We start from the raw sequence: 22,370 nt of genomic DNA, 5'->3' as shown, positions 1-22,370 counted from the left end.
GCACCCCGCCCGTCCCTACACTCGGTCCGTGGCCTCCCTCCCGCCGTCGCACGGCCAGCCGCACCGCACGCCGCCGCAGCAGCACGGGCACGTGGTGCCCCGCCACCCGCGGCTGGACCCGCTGGCCGACCGGTACGCAGCCCGCACGCACGGCATGAAGAGCTCGGAGATCCGCGCCCTCTTCTCGGTCGTCAGCCGGCCCGAGGTGGTCTCGCTGGCCGGCGGCATGCCCGCGGTCACCGCGCTCCCGCTCGACGCCGTGGGCTCGATGATCGGCGAACTCGTCAGCGGGATGGGCGCACAGACCCTGCAGTACGGGTCCGGCCAGGGCGACCCCCGGCTGCGCGAGCGCATCTGCGACGTCATGGCGCTGGAGGGCATCACCGACGCCTCGCCCAGCGAGGTCGTGGTGACCGTCGGCTCCCAGCAGGCCCTGGACCTGGTCACCCGCGTGTTCGTCGACCCCGGCGACGTCATCCTCGCCGAGGGCCCGTCCTACGTTGGCGCGCTCGGCGTCTTCCAGGCCGCCGAGGCCCGGGTGCGGCACGTGACCATGGACGACGACGGGCTGGTCCCCGAGGCGCTGGAGCAGGCGCTGCTCGAGTGCCGCGCCAACGGCGACCGGGTCAAGTTCCTCTACACGGTGCCCAACTTCCACAACCCGGCCGGCGTGACGCTCTCCGAGCCGCGCCGCCAGGCCGTCATGGACATCGCCGACCGCTACGACCTGCTGGTCATCGAGGACAACCCCTACGGCCTGCTCGGCTTCGACCACGAGCCGATGCGCGCACTGCGGGCCCGCAACGCCCAGCGGGTGGTCTACCTCGGCTCGTTCTCCAAGACCTTCTCCCCCGGGCTGCGGGTCGGCTGGGTGCTCGCGCCGCTCGCCGTCCGCGAGAAGCTGGTGCTCGCCACCGAGGCCCAGGTGCTCTGCCCGCCCTCCCTCACCCAGTACGCGGTCGCCCGGTACCTGGACACCCAGCCCTGGCGCGAGCAGATCAAGCTGTTCACCGAGCTCTACCGCGACCGCCGCGACGCCACGCTGGAGTCGCTCGACGCGCTCATGCCCCCGGGCACCACCTGGACCCGCCCCGACGGCGGCTTCTACGTGTGGCTCCGGCTGCCGGACGGCCTGGACTCCAAGCTCATGCAGCCGCGGGCGGTGGGCGCGCACGTCGCCTACGTCCCCGGCATCGGCTTCTACGCCGACGGGTCGGGCCGCGAGTACATGCGGCTGTCCTACTGCTACCCCGAGCCCGACCAGATCCGCGAGGGCGTGCGCCGGCTGGCCCGCGTCATCGAGGCCGAGCTGGACCTGCACTCCACCTTCGACACCGTCGACACCGGCACGTTCCGCGCCGTCGGCCGGTCCGGTGCCGGCCCGGCGACGATGGTCGGCCCCGCCAGCAGCGACCGGATCGAGGACCCCCACCCGTGAGCGAGCCAGCCGCACCGCCCGCCCCCACCCCAGCCGCCGAGGAGACCCCCCTGCGCGCCGTCGTCCTGGCCGGTGGCCTGACCTTCGAGCGCGAGGTCAGCCTGTCCTCGGGCACCCAGGTGGTCGAGGAGCTGTTCCGCGTCGGGGTCGAGGCCGAGCTCCGCGACGCCGACGCCGACCTGCTGCCCGGCCTGGCCGCCGCGCCCGCCGACGCGGTGTTCATCGCCCTGCACGGCGCCACCGGAGAGGACGGCGCCCTGCGCGCGGTCCTGGACCTCGCCGGCGTCCCCTACGTCGGCTCCCCGGCCGCGGCCTGCCGCCTGGCCTGGGACAAGCCGGCCGCCAAGTCGGTCGTGCGCACCGCGGGCCTGGCGACCCCGGACTGGGTCGCGCTGCCGCACAGCACCTTCCGTGAGCTGGGCGCCGGCGCCGTGCTCGACCTCATCGTGGCCCGCCTCGGGCTGCCGCTGATGGTCAAGCCCGCCTCCGGTGGCTCCGCGCTCGGCGCGCAGAAGGTCACCCGGGTCGAGGACCTGCCCGCCGCGATGGTCAGCTGCTTCGCCTACGGCGACACGGTGCTGGTGGAGCGCTTCGTCGACGGCGTCGAGGTGGCGCTGTCGGTGGTCGACCTGGGGGAGGGCCCCGAGGCGCTGCCCGCGGTGGAGATCGCGCCCGAGTCCGGCGTCTTCGACTACACCGCCCGGTACACCCCCGGCCTCACCGAGTACCACGCTCCCGCGCGGCTGGCCGACGACGTCGCCGCCCGCGCGGCCGACCTGGCGGTGCGGGTGCACCGGGCGCTGGGGCTGGCCGACCTCTCGCGCACCGACGCGATCGTGGCTCCCGACGGCGAGGTGCACTTCCTCGAGGTGAACGTCTCCCCGGGGCTGACCGAGACGTCGATGTTCCCCATGGCGGTCGAGGCTGCCGGCCGCGACCTCGGCGAGGTCCTCTCCGAGCTGCTCACCCGGCGGGCCCGCACCTCCCGCTGAACGCAGCGAAGCGGCCCGCTTTCCATCCGTGACGGAAGGCGGGCCGCTTCGTGGTTCCCGGGGTCAGGACTCCTCGCGCCGCCCCGCGACGTCGGGGGCCATCTGGCCGATGATGCGCTGCAGGTCGTCGACCGAGCCGAACTCGACGACGATGCGTCCCTTGGCCCGGCCGATCTGGATCTTGACCTTGGTCTCGAACACGTCGGAGAGCCGGCCGGCGAGGTCCTCCACCCCCGGGGCGCTGATCCGGCGGGCGCGCCGGCGCGAGGCCGGCTGCTCGGCCGCGGCGAGCGCGACCGCCTCCTCCGTCGCGCGCACCGAGAGCCCCTCGGCCACGATCCGCGCGGCGAGCGCGTCCTGGGCCTCGGCGTCGTCGAGCCCGAGCAGCGCCCGGGCGTGACCGGCGGAGATGACGCCGGCGGCGACCCGGGTCTGCACCCGCACCGGCAGCTTGAGCAGCCGGATCGTGTTGGTGACCTGAGAGCGGCTGCGGCCGATGCGCTGCGCGAGCTCCTCGTGGGTGGCGCCGAACTCCTCGAGCAGCTGCTGGTAGGCCGCAGCCTCCTCCAGCGGGTTGAGCTGGACCCGGTGGATGTTCTCCAGCAGCGCGTCGCGCAGCAGGGCGTCGTCCTCGGTGTCGCGGACGATGGCCGGCACGGTCTCGAGGCCCGCGGCGCGGGCGGCCCGCAGCCGCCGCTCGCCCATGATGAGCTCGTAGCCACCCTCGGCCCGCTCGCGGACGACGATCGGCTGGAGCAGGCCGAACTCGCGCACCGAGTGGGTGAGCTCCTCGAGCGCCTCGTCGTCGAACACCTGGCGCGGCTGCCGCGGGTTGGGCACCACCTCGGTGACGGCCACCTCGCGCAGCTGTGCGCCGGGGACGCCGACGGCAGCCACACCGGACGACACGGCCTGCGCCGCGACGCTGGCGGCCGCCTGCGCGGCCGGCGGCAGCAGGGTGACCGGGGCGTGGGTCCCACCCACCTCACCGGTCTCGGCCGTCTCGGACGCGGCGGCCGGGCGGTCGGCCTCGGGCAGCGGCGGCTGCTCCACCGGCGGGGCGCTGGTGGGGATGAGCGCCGCCAGGCCCCGGCCCAGGCCGCCACGCTTGCTCATCGGGTCTCCTCGTCGACGGAGGTGGGAACGGGCACGACGGCGGCGTCGGACTCCGGGAAGGCACGCTGCAGCGGGCCGGACGGCGGGCCGGACTGGGGCCGGACCGCCGGCATCGGCGCGGTCGCCGGGGGCGGCGGGGGAGGTGGCGGCCCCATCGGCCGCGGATCGGACTCCGGCACCAGGTGGACGCCGCGCTCGGCGAGCTCGCGGGCGGCCTCGACGTAGCTGGTCGAGCCGCGCGAGCCCGGGTCGTAGGTGAGCACCGACTGGCCGTACCCCGGCGCCTCGGACACCCGCACGTTGCGCGGGATGACCGTCGTCAGCACCAGGTCCCCGAAGTGGCTGCGGACCTCCTCGGCGACCTGGTCGGCGAGCTTGGTCCGGGCGTCGTACATCGTCAGCAGGATGGTACGGACGGCGATGCCCGGGTTGAGGTGGGCCCGCACCAGCTCGATGTTGTTGAGCAGCTGACCCAGGCCCTCCAGCGCGTAGTACTCGCACTGGATGGGGATGAGCACCTCGTCGCCGGCCACGAGCGCGTTGAGGGTGAGCAGACCCAGCGACGGCGGGCAGTCGATGAGGACGTAGTGTGGCCGCTCCTCCTCGGGCAGCGCGCGGATGTAGCCCTCGATCGCCCGCCGCAGCCGGTACTCGCGGGCGACGACGGAGACCAGCTCGATCTCGGCGCCCGCCAGGTCGATCGTGGCCGGCACGCACCGCAGCAGGGAGCTCGCCGTCGTCGGGTGGACGACGTCGGCCAGGGAGCTGTCCCCGACGAGCGCGTCGTAGATCGACGGCGTGCCCACCGTGTGCTCGACGCCGAGCGCCGTGCTCGTGTTGCCCTGCGGGTCGAGGTCGATCACCAGCGCCCGCAGCCCGTACAGGGCGAGCGCGACGCCGAGGTTGACCGTCGAGGTGGTCTTCCCGACGCCGCCCTTCTGGTTGGCCACGGTGATGACGCGGATCCGGCCCGGCGCGGGGAAGGGCTCCTGGTCGGCGGCGTGCAGGACCCTGGTGGCCCGCAGCGCCTCCATGGCGATGGGGCTGTCGAACTCCACGGCGCTGGCCGCCGAGTCGGCCGCGAGGCTGCTGCGCAGCCGCTGGCCCGGGTCGGTCATCGCAGGTCCTCCCTGCCGCCCCGTTTCACGTGGAACGGGTCGGGTGTCGGTGCTGGTTCCACGTGGAACGGGTTGCCGTGGAACGCGGTGCGCCGGCTCCGCGGCCTCACCGCGGGCCACGCGTCATGACCACCACGGTAGTGGCAGCCTCGCCCAGCCCCGTGCCGACAGCCCGGGCGTGCACGTCCCGCATCCCCGCCGCGTGCAGCCGCGGGAGCATCCCCGGCAGCTCCGCGACCGCGCGGGCCCCGACGAGGGCCACCAGCCGGGCGCCGGGCCGCAGCAGGCCGCGGCACCAGCCGACCAGGCGGGGGAGGGCGGCCACCGCCCGGGCGGTGACGACGTCGACGGGTCCCACCGCGGTGACCACCGAGCGCTCCTCGGCGCGGCCGCGGACCACCCGCCAGTCGGTCCCCAGCTCGGCGACGACCTCCTCCAGGAACTCCACGCGGCGGGCCATCGGCTCGACCAGCGTCAGCCGCAGATCGGGCCGGGCCAGCGCCAGCGGGACGCCGGGCAGCCCGGCGCCGCTGCCGACGTCCACCACCCGGGCGTCGGGCGGCACGGCCTCGGCGACCGCGGCGCTGTTGAGGACGTGCCGCTCCCACAGCCGCGGCACCTCGCGCGGGCCGATCAGCCCGCGGGTGACGCCGTCGGAGGCCAGCCGCGCGACGTAGCGCTCGGCCTCGGGCAGCGCCGTCCCGAAGACGGCGGCCGCGACCTCCGGGGCGGGTGGGGCGGACGGGACGGGGGTGTCGCTCACCGCTCCGGCAGGACCACGACGCGCCGCTGCGGCTCCTCGCCCTCCGACTCGCTGCGGACGCCGGCGACCCCGGCGACGACGTCGTGGACGACCTTGCGCTCGAACGGGTTCATCGGCGCCAGGCGCTCGGGCTGCCCGCTCGCGGCGACCCGCTCGGCGGCGTCGGCGGCCATGGCCGTGAGGGCGGCCCGGCGGCGCGCGCGGTAGCCGCCGATGTCGAGCATGAGCCGGCTGCGCACGCCGGTGGACTGGGCCACGGCGAGCCGGGTGAGCTCCTGCAGCGCCTCGAGCACCGCGCCGTCGCTGCCCACGAGGTCGTCCAGCTCGCCGCCGACGATGGCCACCGACGCCCGGTCGCCCTCCACGTCGAGGTCGATGTCGCCGTCGACGTCGAGGATGTCGAGCAGCCGCTCGAGGTAGTCACCGGCCACGTCGCCCTCGCGGACGAGCAGCTCGGTGCCGCCGGCGCGGGCGGGGGCGGGAGCCACCTCGTCGGCGGGCTCGAGCGAGGCGTCGGCGCCGGTCTCGTCGGTGTCGGGCAGGTCGGTGGGTCCGTCCGGGGTGCCGGTCGCGGGGCTGAGGACGGCGCCGGCGGTGACCTCGGCGGTGGCGGCGGTGGCGGCGGTGTCGGTGGATCGGTGCGGAACGCTCACGGAGGGACCTCCAGTCGGTGCGGGCAGCCGGGGCGGACCCGGGGGTCGGGGGCCCGGCCGGCGTCGTCGCGGGACGGCGGCCGGGCGGGGGGCGTCCGGGGACGCAGGTCCTCCGGACGCGGGGCTCAGCGGCGCTTGCGCTTCCCGCCGGTGCCGGCGGGGCGGCCGTGCGGGGCCCGGGCGGCCGGGCGGGTGCCCTTGCCACCGCCGGCGCGGCCGCCCTTGGGCGCGCCCGTGGAGCCCGCGGCGGTCGCACCGCCACCGGAGGGAGGCGGCGGGGAGCCGGTGGGGGTCTGCCCGCTCACGCCGTCACCGCTCGCCGCGCCGTCGGGCGCGGCCGTGTCGGGTGCGGGGGTGTCGGGTGCGGAGCCGTCGGCACCCTTGGTCAGGGCGACGCCGGGACCGGCCGGACGGCCGCCCTTGGTGGTGCGGACCGGCTTGGCGCCGGGCTTGGGGGCCAGCGTCTTCGGGTCGACGGCGGGCTTCTCGGCCGCGGCCTTGGCCTTGGCGGCCGGGGAGCCGGGCGGGGGCATCTTGCGCAGGAAGAAGAACTGCTGGCCCAGCGTCCACAGGTTGTTGGTCATCCAGTACAGCAGGACGCCGATCGGGAAGAAGAAGCCCGTGACGAAGAGGCTGATCGGCATGCCGTAGAGCAGCAGCTTCTGCACCATCGCGGCCTGGCCCTCGACCGGGCCGGAGCGCTTCATGATCTGCTTCTGCGTCACGTAGGTGGTGACGCACATGATGACCATGAGGATCAGCGCGACGGTGCGGATGCCGGCCTGGCTCACCCCGGGCAGCGCCAGGATGTCCTCGGCCTTCTGGCCGGACATGAAGAACGACGCCGAGATCGGCGCGCCGAACAGCTTGGCCGTGGCTGCCTGCTGGGTGAGCTCGTAGCTCCAGCTGTAGAGCCCCTCGGCACCCGGCCGCAGCCGGCGCAGCACGTGGAAGAGCGCGAGGAAGACCGGGATCTGCGGCAGGATGGGCAGGCAGCCGGCCAGCGGGTTGACCCCGCGCTCCTTCTGCAGCTGCATCATCGCCTGGCTGAAGCCCTGGCGGTCGGCGCCGTACTGCTTGCGGAGCTTCTGGATCTCCGGCTGGATCTCCTGCATCGCCCGCTGGCTCTTGATCTGCTTGACGAACAGCGGGAACAGGATCAGGCGCACGGTGACGACGAGGAAGGCGATCGACAGCGCCCAGGTGATGCCCGAGGCGGGGTCGAGGAACGTCGAGAACACCGAGTGCCACGTCTTCATGACGAAGGCGATCGCGGTGTACAGCCAGTCAAGCAACGCCAGCCTCCTGCTGCGGGGACCGGCGGTCAGCCGGCGGGGTCTCGGGGGCGGGTCGACGGGCACCGTCGGCGGCGGCTCCCGAGGAGGGTGCCGCTGTCATCGACGTGCGGCCGTCGCCGCCGGTTCCAGGGGTCGTCCGCCCGGCACGCCGCGCCGGGACCGGGTCGAACCCACCAGGGTGCCAGGGTGCGCACTTCAGCAGCCGCCGCAGCGCGAGCCAGGACCCGCGGGCGGCGCCGTGCACGGCGACCGCCTCGGCGGCGTAGGCGCTGCAGGTGGGCGCGAAGCGGCACCGCGGGGGCAGGGCCGGGCTGATCGCCCGCGAGTAGAAGCCGATGGCCGCCAGCAGGGCCCGGGCGAGGGGACCGCGGCGCGCGGACGCCGGCGACGCGGCGCTCACGAGGACCGGCTCCGCTCGGCGAGCAGGCGGTCGAGGCCCGCGGCGAGGTCGCGGCGCAGCGTCGCCGAGGACGCCGTGCCGGCCTCGGGCCGGGCCCGGACCACCAGGTCCGCGGTGGCGGGCAGCCGCGGCAGCTCCTCGCGGACGGCGGCGCGCAGCCGCCGGGTCACCCGGTGGCGGACCACGGAGTTGCCGACGGCCCGGCCGACGACGAAGCCCGCGCGGGCGCCCGGTGCGCCGTCCCCGGACACGTCGAGACCCCCGGTCGGGGGGACCGGGGGTCGGACGGGGAGGTAGTGGAGCACCATGGTCGGCCGACCGGCACGCCGACCCGACCGGACGACCGCGGTGAACTCCGGACGCCGGCGCAGGCGGGCCTGCGCGGGCAGCACCTCAGGCGGAGAGCTTCTCGCGACCCTTGCGGCGGCGGCCGGCGAGGATCGCGCGGCCCGCGCGGGTGCGCATCCGCAGCCGGAAGCCGTGGGTCTTGGCCCGGCGGCGGTTGTTCGGCTGGAAGGTGCGCTTGCTCACGGGGTACTCCTACGGCAGGACGTCGACGGTGCGGGCCGGCCGGGGGGCAGGCACGCGGGCGGGGCACGGACGATCGGCGCGAGCCGCGTGCCGGGCCCCGGAGGCGGGTCTCCGCGCACCTGCCCGCTCCGACGGCGGGCACGGGTGCACGGACTCCGCCCATCATAACCAGGGGCGGGGCGGTCGCCGCGGCCCGGCGCCGGACCGTTCTCTCCCGCCGGGTGGGCGGGGGGTCCCGCCGGAGCCGACCCGCCAGGCTGCACCCCCCGGGCGGACGGATGGTGTCGGCACGCCGACCGCCAGGGGACGACACGCCGAACGACACGCGCACCGGGCGTCCCAGACGTCCCCGGACGTCGTTGCCGGGCTGTGGACGGGGCTGTTAGCGTCGCCGTCGCTCCGGTCCGGGTGACAACCCGGCACGGGGGCCGACCACCCGGTCGACCTGACCGCCGTCCGCCTCGAGCCGTATCACGACCTCCCTCCCGACCAGCGACGACACCGGGTCCGTCCCGCAGCAGCGGGTCGACAAGGCGCCCTGTCGCCAGTCGTGCACAGCCTGTGGACACTCGTGTGGAACCCGTGTGTCCGGATGTCCACAGCCGGACCCCGGACACCGGGACGTCGGTCACGGGCACGAGACAGCTTGGGGAGGACACGGTCATGGCCGATGCCACGGTGGACCTGGCGGAGGTCTGGGACTCGGTCCGCGAACGGCTGGCGACCAGCCTGACCCGGCAGCAGAACGCGATGCTCAACCTCACCCGGCCGGTGGGCCTGGTGGGCGGGACCGCGGTGCTCGCCGCCCCCAACGAGTTCACCCAGACCGTGCTCGAGTCGCGCATGCGCCGGGTGCTGGCCGAGGCGCTGTCCGAGCAGCTCGGCCGCGACATCGGCGTCGCCATCCAGCTCGAGGACAGCCCGGCCGGTGCCGCGGCGCCCGAGCCGGAGGCCCCCGTCCGCCGGCCCTGGACGCCGCCGGCCGACGAGCCCACCGACGAGGACCGCGAGCGGGCCGACGACGGCCGCAGCGCCTTCGGGGTCCGCAGCGACGCCCGCCCGCTGGAGCGGTCCGCCTTCGAGGCGGCCGACGGCGGGCGCGGCCCCGCGGACGAGAGCCGCTACGGCGGCGATCCCCGTCCCGGTGCCGGCTACGGCGGTGACCCCTACGGCGGCCGCTACGAGCCGGTCCGCACCGACGGCCGGCCTCCGGCCGAGGCGCCGTACGAGACCTACCCGCCGGCCGGCGGGCCGGGCGCCGGGGAGCCGGCCGGCGAGGCCGCGGAGGAGTGGGGCGGCACCGACTGGAGTCCGGCGGTCCGCTCGCGCGGCACCGGCCGCCGCCGCGGCGTGCGCCCCGGCGAGGGCGCCGAGGTGCTGCCGTTCGACCTCGGCGACGACGGCGCCGACCAGGCACCCGACCCGGTCGCCGACCGCACCGACGCGTCCCCGCGGCGCCCGGGGAGCCGCACCGGCGGCGCGGTGCCGCTGTTCGGGGACCGCCGTCCGCCGGCCGGGCTGGACCCGGGGCTCAACCCCAAGTACGTCTTCGACAGCTTCGTCATCGGCAACAGCAACCGCTTCGCCCACGCCGCGGCCGTGGCCGTCGCCGAGGCCCCGGCGCGCGCCTACAACCCGCTGTTCGTCTACGGCGACTCCGGGCTGGGCAAGACGCACCTGCTGCACGCCATCGGGCACTACGCGGCGCGGATGTTCCCCAACGTGCGGGTGCGCTACGTCAGCACCGAGGAGTTCACCAACGAGTTCATCAACCTGGTGCACTCCGGACGGGCCGAGGACTTCCGCCGGCGCTACCGGGACATCGACTTCCTGCTCATCGACGACATCCAGTTCCTGGAGCGCGCCGAGCGGACGCAGGAGGAGTTCTTCCACACCTTCAACACGCTGCACAACGCCAGCAAGCAGATCGTCATCACCTCCGACCGGGCGCCGAAGAAGCTGACGACGCTGGAGGACCGGCTGCGGACGCGGTTCGAGTGGGGGCTGATCACCGACGTCCAGGCGCCGGACCTGGAGACCCGCATCGCGATCCTGCGGAAGAAGGCCTACGGCGAGCGGCTGCAGGTGCCCGACCCGGTGCTGGAGTTCATCGCGAGCAAGGTGCAGACCAACATCCGCGAGCTCGAGGGCGCGCTGATCCGGGTGACCGCCTTCGCCAGCCTGAACAAGCAGCAGGTCGACCTGCCGCTGGCCGAGCTGGTGCTCAAGGACCTGATCAGCGACGAGCAGGGCCCGCAGATCACCGCGGCGATCATCATGGCGGCGACCGCGGAGTACTTCTCCGTGACGATGGAGGAGCTGCAGGGCTCCAACCGCAGCCGCACGCTGGTCAACGCCCGCCAGATCGCGATGTACCTGTGTCGCGAGCTGACCGAGCTGTCCCTGCCGCGGATCGGCGCGTCCTTCGGCGGCAAGGACCACACCACGGTCATGCACGCCGTCAAGAAGATCACCAACCTGATGAGCGAGCGGCGCGCGACGTACACGCAGGTCACCGAGCTGACCGCGCGCATCAAGAGCCGCGCCCGCCAGTAGCGCCTGCCGGCAGCCCCGTCCCCGTCGCCGTCCCGCGCCGGTGGACGGCCGCCACCGGCTGTCCACAGCCGGGGACCGGCCCGGGATGGCCGTCCTGCCCCGTGCGGCCGCGGTTCCGCGGGCGGTCGACGGCCTGCGCGGTGTCGACTCGTCGAGGAGTTGTCCCCAGGGATGTGCACACCCTGGGGAGATCGTGATCGTGACGTGACCGGCGGTGCAGGTCGGCGGGCCCGACCGCGCGCCGTCCCCAGGTCACTCCCCAGCGTGTGCATCCCGGTGTCCTCCGCGCGCTGACCTGCACGTTCGTCCCGGCGGCGGGCCGTCGTCCCCGGCTCCGGACGGGACCGACGGACGGCCGGAGGTGGGCCCCGACGGGGACTGGGCACGGACTGGGGACATCCCGGGGGAGGACCGGGGACAGCGCGTGGACGGCGGGGGGTCGCTGTGCACGGCCGTCGAGATGTCCACGTGTCGACAACAACGAGACGCCGGTTCCCCACAGCGGGCCAACATGTCGACTCGGGCGCTGACCTGCACGAAGGGCCCCGATCCCCAGCTTCCACACCGGTGATGACGGAGATGAGGGATTGATCTCGAGGAGTTCTCGAACCCCAGTAGGGCTGGGGACGCTCCGGTCCGGGGCCCTGAGAGGCACAGCGAGGAGCAGGGAGAGGAGCGACCTGGAGGGACGGGAGTGGACACCTGATCGGGTCCCGGGTTCCCCCACCCACGCCCCGACGGGCACGATGAACTCCGCAACAGGCGAGAGAGCACCGCCCCCGGTCCTGCACGGACGCCGGGGACCACGGGTGCGCAGACGACAGCAGTGGACCGTGCAGAGCTGGGGTGGGTCGGTCATGGAGTTCCGGGTGACACGCGAGGTGCTCGCCGATGCCGTCGCGTGGACGGCGCGCAGCCTCCCGCCGCGCCCGTCGGTGCCGGTGCTGGCCGGCATCCTGCTCGAGGTCGACGGCAGCCAGTTGTCGGTGTCCGGCTTCGACTACGAGGTCTCCGCGCGCGCGGAGGTCGACGTGCAGGCCGCCGAGAGCGGGCGGGTCCTGGTCCCCGGCCGGCTGCTGGCCGAGATCACCCGCGCGCTGCCGCCGCACCCGGTCGACATCCGCGCCGAGGGGCCCCGGCTGTCGATCACCTGCGGCAACGCCCGGTTCAGCCTGCCGACCCTGCCGGTGGAGGACTACCCGTCGCTGCCGGCGATGCCGTCGTCGGCCGGTGTGGTCGACAGCGACGTCTTCGCCGAGGCGGTCGGCCAGGTCGCCGTCGCCGCCGGGCGCGACGACACCCTGCCCATGCTCACCGGCGTGCGCCTGGAGATCGAGGACGACCGGGTGACGCTCGCCGCCACCGACCGCTACCGGCTGGCCGTGCGCGAGTTCGCCTGGCGCCCGGAGACCCCGGGACTCTCCGCCGCGGTGCTGGTGCCGGCGCGCACGCTGGCCGACGCCGCCCGCACGCTGACCAGCGGCCCCGAGATCACCGTCTCGCTGTCCTCCGGGGGCTCCGGCGAGGGGATCCTGGGCCTGTCGGGCAAGGACCGGCAGACCACCACCCGGCTGCTCGACGCCGAGTTCGTCAAGTACCGGGCGATCATGCCCTCCGAGTCCAGCGCCAACGCGACACTGCCGGTCGTGCAGTTCACCGACGCCGCCAAGCGCGTGGCGCTGGTCGCCGAGCGGGGCACGCCGCTGCGCTGCGAGTTCACCCCCGGCCAGGTCACCCTGCGCGCCGGCGGCAGCGACGACGAGGGCCAGGCCGAGGAGCGCTGCGACGTCGAGTTCGACGGCGATCCGCTGACCATCGGCTTCAACCCGACGTTCCTGCTCGACGGGCTGGCCGCGGTGCACACCGGCCGCGCGCGGATGGACTTCACCAGCCCGCTCAAGCCGGCCGTGCTCTCCGGCGTCGAGGAGCCGGCCGCCGACGACGGCGACGGCGCCCGCCCGGCCGAGCGGCCCGGGAGCTACCGCTACCTGATCATGCCGGTGCGCCTCCCGGGCTGACGAAGGACCCTGCAGGAGGGCCGCCCGCCGGGCACGATGAGCACCGGTCGACACCGCGACGAGAGGACGAGGACGTGCAGCTGGGGCTGATCGGGCTGGGCAAGATGGGCGGCAACATGCGCGAGCGGCTGCGCCGCGCCGGTCACGAGGTGGTCGGCTTCGACCACCACCCCGAGCGGCGCGACGTCGGCAGCCTCGAGGAGCTGGTCGGCGCGCTCCCGGCGCCGCGGGTGGTCTGGGTGATGGTGCCCGCCGGGGAGCCGACGCGGGCCACGGTCAAGGAGCTGGCCGGACTGCTCGAGCCCGGTGACGTGATCGTGGACGGCGGGAACTCGAAGTACACCGACGACCAGGTGCACGACGTCATGTGCCGCGAGAAGGGCATCGGGTACGTCGACGCCGGGGTCTCCGGCGGGGTGTGGGGCCTGGAGAACGGCTACGCGCTGATGGTCGGCGGCACGAAGGAGGACGTCGCCAAGGTCCAGCCGGTGTTCGACGCGCTCAAGCCGCCGTCGCCGACCGACGAGACCGGCCAGGAGCTCCCCGGCGCGGGCTTCGTGCACGCCGGCCCGGTGGGTGCCGGGCACTTCAGCAAGATGGTGCACAACGGCATCGAGTACGCGCTCATGCAGGCCTACGGCGAGGGCTACGAGCTGCTGGCCGCCGTCGACCTGATCGAGGACGTGCCCGGCGTCGTCAAGTCCTGGACCCAGGGCACGGTCATCCGCTCCTGGCTGCTGGACCTGCTCGTGCGTGCCCTCGACGAGGACCCGTCCCTGGACCGGATCCGCGGCTACGCGGAGGACTCCGGCGAGGGTCGCTGGACGGTCGAGCAGGCCATCGAGAACGCCGTCCCGATGCCGACGATCGCCGCGTCGCTGTTCGCCCGGTTCGTCTCCCGCCAGGAGGACTCGCCGACCATGAAGGCCGTCGCCGCGCTGCGCCAGCAGTTCGGCGGGCACGCCGTCCACGCGGTGCAGGCGCAGGAGGTCGAGCGGCCCGCGTGAGCGCGCGCTCCGGACTCCAGGACTGCCTTTATCGCGATAAAGGCACCTCGCCCGGCTCGGGCTGAGGTGTACGTCCGGCACCTCCAGCTGGTCGAGTTCCGCAGCTGGGAGAAGGTCGACCTGGCGCTGCGGCCCGGTCCCACCGTGGTCGTCGGCCGCAACGGCGAGGGCAAGACCAACCTCGTCGAGGCGGTCGGCTACCTCGCGACGCTGGGCAGCCACCGGGTGTCCGGCGACGCGCCCCTGGTCCGCCACGGCGCGGGCCAGGCGGTGGTCCGGGCGGCGCTGCGCCGCGAGGACCGCGAGCTGCTGGTGGAGGTCGAGATCAACCCGGGCCGGGCCAACCGGGTCCGGGTCAACCGCTCCCCGCTGCCGCGGCCGCGGGAGCTGCTCGGCCTGGTCAAGAGCGTGCTGTTCGCCCCGGAGGACCTCGCGCTGGTCCGCGGCGACCCGGCCGAGCGGCGCCGCTTCCTCGACGACCTGCTGGTCAGCCGCACGCCCCGGCTGGCCGGGGTGCGCAGCGACTACGACCGGGTGCTCCGGCAGCGCAACGCCCTGCTCAAGACCGCGCGGCTGGCCCGCGGGGACGCGCTGGCCACCCTGGACGTCTGGGACACCCACCTGGTCGAGCTCGGCGGTCAGCTGCTGGCCGCCCGCCTCGGGCTGGTGGCCGACCTGGCCCCGCACGTGGCCCGGGCCTACGCCGCCGTCGCCGGGCCCGGTGCCGCCACCGCGGGGCTGGGCTACGCCAGCACCGTGCCGCTGGCCGGGGACGGCGCCGCGCTGCCGCCGGACGCGCCGGTGCCCCGGGCGGCCGAGCTGTCGGCGGCGCTGCGCGAGCGGGTCGCCGAGCGCCGCCGCGAGGAGGTCGACCGCGGCATGACGCTGGTCGGGCCGCACCGCGACGACCTCGTGCTGCACCTGGGGCCGGCGCCGGCCAAGGGCTTCGCCAGCCACGGGGAGTCGTGGTCACTGGCGCTGGCCCTCAAGCTCGGCTGCTTCGCGCTGCTGCGCGCCGACGGCGAGGAGCCGGTGCTGGTCCTCGACGACGTCTTCGCCACCCTCGACGCCGGGCGGCGCGCCGCGCTGGCCGAGGTCGCCCGCTCCGCCGAGCAGACCCTCATCACCGCCGCCGTCCTCGACGACGTGCCCGAGGAGCTGCGCGGCGCCCGGGTGGAGGTCGGCGAGGGGACGGCCATCCTGGTCGCCGACGAGGAGGGGACCCCGTGAGCGACGAGCGGCCCGCGCGGCCCAGCGACATCGCCCGCGCCGCGCTGGAGGCGGCCCGCGCGGCGTCGGCGGCGCGCCCGGCGCCCACCCGCCGCCGGGTGGCCGGCCCGCGGCGGAACTGGACCGGCCCGCGTCCCGGCGACGACGACCCGCAGCCGCTGGCCCGGCTGGTCGACTCGCTGGTCAGCGCGCAGGACTGGACCGAGCACACCCGGGTGGGGGCGGTGTTCGGGCGCTGGTCGGCGCTGGTCGGCCCGGACATCGCGGCGCACTGCCGGCCGGAGACGCTGACCGAGGGCGAGCTGCTCGTCGTCGCGGAGTCCACCGCGTGGGCCACCCAGCTGCGGCTGCTGGCCCCCACCATCCTGGCCCGGCTGCGCGCCTCGGTCGGCGGGGACGTGGTGACCCGGTTGCGCGTTGTCGGACCGACGGCCCCGAGCTGGAAGAAGGGCCCGCGGTCGGTCCGCGGGCGGGGGCCCCGCGACACGTACGGATGAGGGACGCCGGGCGCCGGCGTCCCGGGAGGACGGTGCAGCGATGAGCAGCCCGCGCGACGACGACCCCCGCGGCGACGACCCCCGCGGCGACGACCCCCGAGCCGGTGGACCCGGGCCCGACGGCTCCGGGCCCGACGGCTCCGGGCCCGACGGCTCTGGGCCCGACGGCGACCGGCGGCCCGGCGACGGCGGCTGGCAGGAGCCGGCCCACCTCGGCGACACCGACCGCGACGCCGACCGCGGGGGCGAGCGGGACGCCGAGCGGGACCGCGAGCCGGCCGGCGCCGCCCCGGGCGCCATCACCTGGGCCCCGCCGGCCCGGCGCCCGCGCACCCCCGGCGTCGTCGAGCAGGTGTTCCGCTACCAGGGCGACCCCGTCGGCGCGCAGGGCTGGGCGCTGCAGCACGGCTGGGAGATCTCCGACGGCACCGCCCCGCAGGACGCCGTCCTCGCCGAGCTGGTGGCCACCGCTCCCGTGCGGGCGACGAGGGAGCACCGCCCGGCGGGCGTGATGCGCGGCCGCGCCGGCAGCCTGGAGCTGGTCGCGTTCGACGTCGTCTTCGTCGACAAGCGGAGCGTGGTGCCGGAGTACGCGGTCACCGCGGCGCCGGTGCTGCTGCCGCTGCCGCCGCTGCGGCTCGCGCCGGCCCGCTTCTGGCGGCACCGCACCGGCGGCCTGCTGCACCTGCCCAGCGGCGACCCCGCGTTCGACGCCCGCTGGGTGCTCCTCGCCGCGGAGGACACGCCCGGGGTCCGGCGGCTGGTCGAGGACGCGACGGTGCGCGGCCTGCTCCTGGGCAGCGACGACGGCGACGAGTTCTGGACCGCGGCCGGTCACCTCGCCGCGGTGCGCCCCGACGGCCAGCGCCCCGAGCTGATCGAGCACCACGCCCGCCTGCTGGGCGCGATGGTGGCCGCGCTCGCCGGCGTCTTCTGACGCCTCGATGACCACTGCCGGGACCACTCCCGGAACCACCGCCGAGTCGGCGCCGGCCGCCGGCCTGCGCGAGCTGCTGCCGCTGGTCCGGCCGCACCGCCGGCCGCTGCTGCTGGCCGCCGGGCTCTCACTGGTGGGTGCGGCGGCCGCACTCGCGCAGCCGGCGCTGACCGGGCGGGTGATCGCCGCGGTCGGCGCCGGTGACCCGCTGCTGCCCGCCGTCGCCCTGCTCCTGCTGGTGCTCGTCGCCGGGGCGGTGCTCGACGCGGTGCAGTCCTACCTGCTGCAGCGGACCGGGGAGGGCGTGGTCCTCTCCACCCGCCGGACGGTCGCCGACCGGCTGCTGCGGCTGCCGGTCGCCGAGTACGACCGGCGTCGCACCGGGGACCTGATGTCCCGCGTCGGCGCGGACACCACCCTGCTGCGGGCCACGGTGACCTCCGGTGTGGTCGAGGTGGCCGGCTCCGCGGTGGTCGCCGTCGGGGCGCTGGCGGCGATGGCGCTGGTCGACGTCTGGCTGCTGCTGGTCACCGTCACCGCCGTCGCGGTCGGCATGACCGTGGTGGTGCTCAGCAGCCGGCGGGTGCGGAGGCTCTCCCGCCGGGCGCAGGACGAGGTCGGCGCGATGACGGCGGCCGTCGAGCGGGCGCTGTCGGCGGTGCGCACCATCCGGGCCAGCGGCGCCACCGCGCGCGAGGTCGACGCCGTCGGGACCAGCGCGGAGCGCGCCTACCGCGCCGGGGTGTCGGTGGCCCGGGTGCAGGCGCTCGTGGCGCCGGCCGGCTCGATCGCCGTCCAGGGTGCGTTCCTCGCCGTCCTGGGGCTGGGCGGCTACCGAGTGGCCACCGGCTCGATCGCCGTCGCCGACCTGGTCGCGTTCATCCTCTACCTGTTCCTGCTGGTCATGCCGCTGGGCCAGGCGGTGTCGGCGTGGACGCAGCTGCAGACCGGGCTGGGTGCGCTGGCCCGCATCCAGGAGGTCCTCGTCCTCGAGCCCGAGCGCGACGACGCCCCCGAGGTCGGCGGCGCCACGACGGCGCCCCGGGTGCCGGCGCCGGGCGTGCCGCTGCTCGAGCTCGACGACGTCTCCTTCGCCTACCCGGACGGGACCGCGGTCCTCGACGGGGTCTCGCTCACCGTGCCGGCCGGCAGCCGGGTGGCGCTGGTCGGGCCGTCGGGGGCGGGCAAGTCGACGGTGCTGGCGCTGGTCGAGGGCTTCTACCCGCTGACCGGCGGCACGATCCGGTGGGCCGGCACCGACGTCCGCCGGCTGCCGCGGTCCGCGCTGCGCGCCCAGCTGGGCTACGTCGAGCAGGAGGCGCCGGTGCTGGCCGGCACGGTGCGGGAGAACCTGCTGCTCGCCGCGCCGGCCGCCGCCGACGACGAGCTGTGGGCGGTGCTCGCCGACGTCGGCCTCACCGGCGTCGTGCAGCGCTCACCGCGCGGGCTCGACGTCCCGGTCGGTGACGAGGGCGTGCTGCTCTCCGGCGGCGAGCGGCAGCGGCTGGCCATCGCCCGGTCGCTGCTGTCCCGTCCGGCGCTGCTGCTGCTCGACGAGCCCACCGCCAGCCTCGACGCCCGCAACGAGGGGCTGCTGCGCGAGACGCTGGCCGCCGCGGCCGCCGACCGGGCGCTGCTGGTGGTCGCCCACCGCCTGTCGACCGTGCTCGACAGCGACCAGATCGTGGTGCTCGACGCCGGTCGCGTGGTCGCGCGCGGCACGCACGAGGAGCTGCTCGGGACCAGCCCGCTCTACCGCGAGCTCGCCTCCGCCCAGCTGCTGGTGTGAGCGCCGCCGTGGGGAGCACGGCGGGGGCTGGCGACGCCCGCCCCCGCCCCGCGGTGCCCGACCTCGCTCTGCAGCGTGAGGTCGGGCACCGCGGGGCGAGGGCCGCCGCGGGCGGTGAGGTCCACCGCCGTGGAGCCCGGCAGCCGACCAGGTGCACCGCTATGCGGCCTGCCCGGCCCGCATGTCCCCGGTCTCGTCGAGGGCCTCGGCGGCGCGGGTGATGTTGCGGACCATGCTGCCGAAGACGATCCCGTGGAACGGCGAGATGCTCCACCAGTAGAGGTGGCCGAGCAGGCCGTGCGGGTGGAACGTCGCCCTCTGCCGCAGCCGGGCGCGCCCATCCCCGCCCTGTTCCACGTGGAACTCCAGCCAGGCCAGGCCCGGTAGCCGCATCTCCGCGCGCAGCCGCAGCAGCCGGCCCTCCTCGCGCTCCTCGACCCGCCACCAGTCCAGGGCGTCGCCGACGTGGAGGTCGCGGGGGTGCCGCCGGCCACGGCGCAGGCCGACCCCGCCGACCGCCCGGTCCAGCCAGCCGCGCACCTCCCAGGCCAGCGGGAAGCTGTACCAGCCGGTCTCCCCGCCGATCCCCTCGACCACCCGCCACAGCGCCTCGGGCGCGGCGTCCGTCTCCCGCGTCCGCTCGTCGAGGTAGAGGCTGCCGCCGGCCCAGTCGGGGTCGCTGGGCAGCGGGTCCGACGGCGCGCCGGGCACCGAGGCCCCGGTCCACCGCGTGACGACGTCGTGGTCCCGGACCCGCTGTACGGCCAGCCGCACGGCGTCGTCGAAGCCGAGCAGACCCTCCGGCGGGTCGGGCACGTACCGCGCGATGTCGTGCTCGGAGCAGACGACGGTGTTGCGCAGCGACTCCACCAGCGGCCGGGCGATCGAGGCGGGCACGGGCGTGACGACGCCGACCCAGTGGCTCGACAGCGACGGCGTGAAGACCGGGACCGGCAGGATCCGCCGCCGGGTCAGGCCGGTCACCTCGGCGTAGCGCTGCATCATCTGCGCGTAGTCCATGACGTCGGGGCCGCCGATGTCGAAGCAGCGGTGCACGTCGGGCGGCAGCGTGGCGCAGCCGACCAGGTAGCGCAGCACGTCGCGGACGGCGATCGGCTGGATGCGGCTGTGCACCCACCGCGGGGTGACCATCACCGGCAACCGCTCGGTGAGGTAGCGCAGCATCTCGAACGACGCCGACCCCGACCCCAGGACCACCGCTGCGCGCAGCACGACCGTCGGCACGCCCGAGTCGAGCAGCACGCGGGCCACCTCGGCGCGCGAGCGCAGGTGCGGGGAGAGCTCCTCGTCCGCCGGCTCCAGGCCGCCGAGGTAGACCAGCCGGCCGACGCCGACCCCGCGCACGGCGCGGGCCATCACCTCGGCGGTCCGCCGGTCCCGCTCCTCGAACTCGCGACCCGCCGCGAGGGAGTGGACGAGGTAGTAGACGACGTCGACGCCGGCGCACGCCCGGGCCACCGCCTCCTCGTCGGTGGCGTCCCCCTCGGCGACCTCGACCTCTCCGACCCAGGGCCGGTCGCGCAGCTTGGCCGGCGAGCGGGCGAGCACCCGGACGCGGTGGCCGGCGGCGAGCAGCTCGGGCACGAGGCGGCCGCCGACGTAGCCGGTGGCACCGGTGACCAGACAGGTGAGTGCGCGGTCGGCGGACTCCATGTCGACGAGTCTGCGAGCGGTCGGCGGCCGGTGCCCGGCGGCCGGACCGGTTCCGGCCCGTGAGCGCTCCTGGGCGGGCGTGTCGGGCCCGGGGGCAGGACCGGTGGTGCGATCGGTACCGCGAGTGGCGCAGACGCGTCGTCAGGGCGTGCACGACGCCGTTCTTGTCGGTGGACCCGGTAACATGGACGGCAGGAATCCCCAGCATCCGGCTGAGTGGCGCTGTGCGCCCTCGGGACCCTCCCCGCGCGGGCCGTGCCCGCGTGCCGGCTGCGCGACAGAAGGGCCCCACGTGGTCGCTCGGACCCAGACCGACACCAGCTACTCCGGCAGCTCCATCACCGTCCTCGAGGGGCTCGAGGCGGTCCGCAAGCGGCCCGGCATGTACATCGGCTCCACCGGCGAGCGCGGCCTGCACCACATGGTGTGGGAGGTCGTCGACAACTCCGTCGACGAGGCGCTGGCCGGCTACTGCGACACCGTCCGCGTCACCCTGCTCGCCGACGGCGGCGTCCGGGTCGAGGACAACGGCCGCGGCATCCCGGTCGACCTGCACCCCCGCGAGAAGCGGCCGACCGTCGAGGTCGTCATGACCGTGCTGCACGCCGGCGGCAAGTTCGACGGCAAGAGCTACGCCGTCTCCGGCGGTCTGCACGGCGTCGGCGTCACCGTCGTCAACGCGCTGTCCACCGCGCTCGAGGTGCGCATCTGGCGGGACGGCAAGGAGTGGCACCAGTCCTACGCCATGGCCAAGCCCGGTCCGCTCGAGGAGGTCGGCCCGACCACCAAGCGCGGCACCCAGATCACCTTCTGGGCCGACGGCGGCATCTTCGAGACGACGACCTACTCGTTCGACACCATCAGCCGCCGGCTGCAGGAGATGGCCTTCCTCAACAAGGGCCTGACCATCGTCCTGCGCGACGAGCGCCCCGGGCACGGCAAGGCCGACACCGGGCTGGGCGACGAGAAGTCGGTCGCCCTGGAGGCCACCGCGCCGGGCGCCGAGGACGCCGCCTTCGAGCCCACCGAGATCACCTACCGCTACGACGGCGGCCTCGAGGACTACGTCCGTCACATCAACGCGAAGAAGACCCCGATCCACCGCTCGATCCTCGGCTTCGGCGACGAGGGCGTCGGCAAGAACGACATGCGGATGAGCGTCGAGGTCGCGATGCAGTGGTCCGACGCCTACTCCGAGTCGGTCTACTCCTTCGCCAACACGATCAACACACACGAGGGCGGCACCCACGAGGAGGGCTTCCGCACCGCGCTGACCTCGATCGTCAACCGCTACGCCGTCGAGAAGAAGCTGCTCAAGGAGAAGGACGAGAAGCTCACCGGCGAGGACATCCGCGAGGGCCTGGCGGCGATCGTCTCGGTCAAGATCGGCGACCCGCAGTTCGAGGGCCAGACGAAGACCAAGCTCGGCAACACCGAGGTCAAGGGCTTCGTGCAGCGCATCTGCAACGAGCAGATCGCGCACTGGTTCGAGGCCAACCCGGCCGAGGCCAAGACCATCATCACCAAGGCCGCCTCGGCCGCCCGGGCCCGGCGGGCCGCGCAGGACGCCCGCAAGCTCGCCCGCAAGAACCTGCTGAGCAACAACTCGCTGCCGGGCAAGCTGGCCGACTGCCGGTCGACCGACCCGCGCAACTCCGAGGTCTACATCGTCGAGGGCGACTCGGCCGGCGGCTCGGCCAAGTCCGGCCGCGACTCGATGTTCCAGGCGATCCTGCCCATCCGCGGCAAGATCATCAACGTCGAGAAGGCGCGCATCGACCGGGTGCTCAAGAACACCGAGGTCCAGTCGATGATCACCGCCTTCGGCACCGGCATCCACGACGAGTTCGACCTGTCGAAGCTGCGGTACCACAAGATCGTGCTGATGGCCGACGCCGACGTCGACGGCCAGCACATCCGCACGCTGCTGCTCACCCTGCTGTTCCGCTTCATGCGGCCGCTGGTCGAGGCCGGCCACGTCTACCTGGCCCAGCCGCCGCTGTACAAGATCAAGTGGGGCGGCAAGTGGGGCGACCAGTACGCCTACTCCGACCGGGAGCGCGACGCGCTGCTGGCGGCCGGCAAGCAGGAGGGCCGCAAGGTCCGCGACGAGATGATCCAGCGGTTCAAGGGGCTCGGTGAGATGAACGCCAGCGAGCTCTGGGACACCACGATGAACCCGGAGTCCCGCCTGCTCCTGCAGGTCACCCTCGACGACGCCGCCACCGCCGACGAGCTGTTCAGCATCCTCATGGGCGAGGACGTCGAGGCCCGCCGCAGCTTCATCACCCGCAACGCCAAGGACGTCCGCTTCCTCGACGTGTGAGGAAGGACCCCCTCGCACCCCCCCGCC

The 22,370-nt window shown here is 75.0% G+C and carries 19 protein-coding genes; 10 read left to right on the top strand and 9 right to left on the bottom strand.

What is annotated here, in order from left to right; all coding sequences use genetic code 11:
- Window positions 1–28 precede the first annotated feature (28 nt).
- Window positions 29–1,438 (top strand): aminotransferase-like domain-containing protein, encoded by a 1,410-nt coding sequence (locus ACI79V_RS02615; RefSeq protein ID WP_456886566.1) that lies wholly within the window; start codon window positions 29–31, stop codon window positions 1,436–1,438.
- Window positions 1,435–2,430, top strand: coding sequence for a D-alanine--D-alanine ligase family protein (locus tag ACI79V_RS02610; protein ID WP_456886564.1), 996 nt, complete (start codon window positions 1,435–1,437; stop codon window positions 2,428–2,430). The genes ACI79V_RS02615 and ACI79V_RS02610 overlap by 4 nt, the downstream gene beginning before the upstream one ends.
- A gap of 63 nt (window positions 2,431–2,493) precedes the next feature.
- On the opposite strand, the gene ACI79V_RS02605 is transcribed toward ACI79V_RS02610, so the two are convergent.
- From ACI79V_RS02605 to rpmH, 8 genes are all read right to left on the bottom strand, one after another.
- Complete coding sequence (locus ACI79V_RS02605) at window positions 2,494–3,546, bottom strand: ParB/RepB/Spo0J family partition protein (protein ID WP_456886562.1); 1,053 nt, start codon at window positions 3,544–3,546, stop codon at window positions 2,494–2,496.
- Window positions 3,543–4,664, bottom strand: coding sequence for a ParA family protein (locus ACI79V_RS02600; RefSeq protein WP_456886560.1), 1,122 nt, complete (start codon window positions 4,662–4,664; stop codon window positions 3,543–3,545). Before ACI79V_RS02600 ends, ACI79V_RS02605 begins: the two co-directional genes overlap by 4 nt.
- Window positions 4,665–4,770: 106 nt before the next feature.
- Window positions 4,771–5,427, bottom strand: coding sequence for a 16S rRNA (guanine(527)-N(7))-methyltransferase RsmG (gene rsmG, locus ACI79V_RS02595; protein WP_456875761.1), 657 nt, complete (start codon window positions 5,425–5,427; stop codon window positions 4,771–4,773).
- Window positions 5,424–6,080, bottom strand: coding sequence for a Jag family protein (locus tag ACI79V_RS02590; RefSeq protein ID WP_456886558.1), 657 nt, complete (start codon window positions 6,078–6,080; stop codon window positions 5,424–5,426). Before ACI79V_RS02590 ends, rsmG begins: the two co-directional genes overlap by 4 nt.
- A 125-nt stretch (window positions 6,081–6,205) precedes the next feature.
- Window positions 6,206–7,375, bottom strand: a complete 1,170-nt coding sequence (gene yidC, locus ACI79V_RS02585) for a membrane protein insertase YidC (protein WP_456886556.1) — start codon at window positions 7,373–7,375, stop codon at window positions 6,206–6,208.
- Window positions 7,368–7,778 (bottom strand): membrane protein insertion efficiency factor YidD, encoded by a 411-nt coding sequence (yidD, locus tag ACI79V_RS02580; protein WP_456886554.1) that lies wholly within the window; start codon window positions 7,776–7,778, stop codon window positions 7,368–7,370. The genes yidC and yidD overlap by 8 nt, the downstream gene beginning before the upstream one ends.
- The gene (rnpA, locus tag ACI79V_RS02575) at window positions 7,775–8,170 is read right to left on the bottom strand and encodes a ribonuclease P protein component (RefSeq protein ID WP_456875765.1); all 396 of its coding nucleotides are present in this window, start codon (window positions 8,168–8,170) and stop codon (window positions 7,775–7,777) included. The genes yidD and rnpA overlap by 4 nt, the downstream gene beginning before the upstream one ends.
- Before the next feature lies 1 nt (window position 8,171).
- On the bottom strand, window positions 8,172–8,309 hold the full coding sequence (rpmH, locus tag ACI79V_RS02570) for a 50S ribosomal protein L34 (protein ID WP_456875766.1): 138 nt from the start codon (window positions 8,307–8,309) through the stop codon (window positions 8,172–8,174).
- 663 nt (window positions 8,310–8,972) lie between these two features.
- Here rpmH and dnaA point away from each other — a divergent pair.
- The 7 genes from dnaA (at window position 8,973) to ACI79V_RS02535 (ending at window position 18,343) form a co-directional block, all read left to right on the top strand.
- A complete protein-coding gene (gene dnaA, locus ACI79V_RS02565) occupies window positions 8,973–10,865 on the top strand; it encodes a chromosomal replication initiator protein DnaA (protein WP_456886552.1) in 1,893 nt (630 codons plus the stop codon).
- Between the two features lie 809 nt (window positions 10,866–11,674).
- On the top strand, window positions 11,675–12,883 hold the full coding sequence (gene dnaN / locus ACI79V_RS02560) for a DNA polymerase III subunit beta (RefSeq protein WP_456875768.1): 1,209 nt from the start codon (window positions 11,675–11,677) through the stop codon (window positions 12,881–12,883).
- Between the two features lie 74 nt (window positions 12,884–12,957).
- A complete protein-coding gene (gene gnd, locus ACI79V_RS02555) occupies window positions 12,958–13,890 on the top strand; it encodes a phosphogluconate dehydrogenase (NAD(+)-dependent, decarboxylating) (RefSeq protein ID WP_456875769.1) in 933 nt (310 codons plus the stop codon).
- A gap of 66 nt (window positions 13,891–13,956) precedes the next feature.
- Complete coding sequence (recF, locus tag ACI79V_RS02550) at window positions 13,957–15,120, top strand: DNA replication/repair protein RecF (RefSeq protein WP_456886550.1); 1,164 nt, start codon at window positions 13,957–13,959, stop codon at window positions 15,118–15,120.
- Complete coding sequence (locus tag ACI79V_RS02545) at window positions 15,117–15,617, top strand: DUF721 domain-containing protein (protein ID WP_456886548.1); 501 nt, start codon at window positions 15,117–15,119, stop codon at window positions 15,615–15,617. Before recF ends, ACI79V_RS02545 begins: the two co-directional genes overlap by 4 nt.
- A 40-nt stretch (window positions 15,618–15,657) precedes the next feature.
- The gene (locus tag ACI79V_RS02540) at window positions 15,658–16,554 is read left to right on the top strand and encodes a hypothetical protein (protein ID WP_456886546.1); all 897 of its coding nucleotides are present in this window, start codon (window positions 15,658–15,660) and stop codon (window positions 16,552–16,554) included.
- A 7-nt stretch (window positions 16,555–16,561) separates the two neighbouring features.
- Complete coding sequence (locus tag ACI79V_RS02535; RefSeq protein ID WP_456886545.1) at window positions 16,562–18,343, top strand: ABC transporter ATP-binding protein; 1,782 nt, start codon at window positions 16,562–16,564, stop codon at window positions 18,341–18,343.
- A 159-nt stretch (window positions 18,344–18,502) separates the two neighbouring features.
- On the opposite strand, the gene ACI79V_RS02530 is transcribed toward ACI79V_RS02535, so the two are convergent.
- Window positions 18,503–20,017 carry an SDR family oxidoreductase gene (locus tag ACI79V_RS02530; RefSeq protein WP_456886543.1) on the bottom strand — a complete coding sequence of 505 codons (1,515 nt, stop codon included), beginning with the start codon at window positions 20,015–20,017 and terminating at the stop codon, window positions 18,503–18,505.
- A gap of 292 nt (window positions 20,018–20,309) precedes the next feature.
- Here ACI79V_RS02530 and gyrB point away from each other — a divergent pair, with 292 nt between their 5' ends.
- On the top strand, window positions 20,310–22,343 hold the full coding sequence (gene gyrB, locus ACI79V_RS02525; protein WP_456875775.1) for a DNA topoisomerase (ATP-hydrolyzing) subunit B: 2,034 nt from the start codon (window positions 20,310–20,312) through the stop codon (window positions 22,341–22,343).
- Window positions 22,344–22,370 lie beyond the last annotated feature (27 nt).

The organism is Geodermatophilus sp. SYSU D00700, from assembly GCF_054050255.1.
Note: the sequence above shows the minus strand (reverse complement) of the source record. Positions and strands in the feature narration are given on the sequence as shown.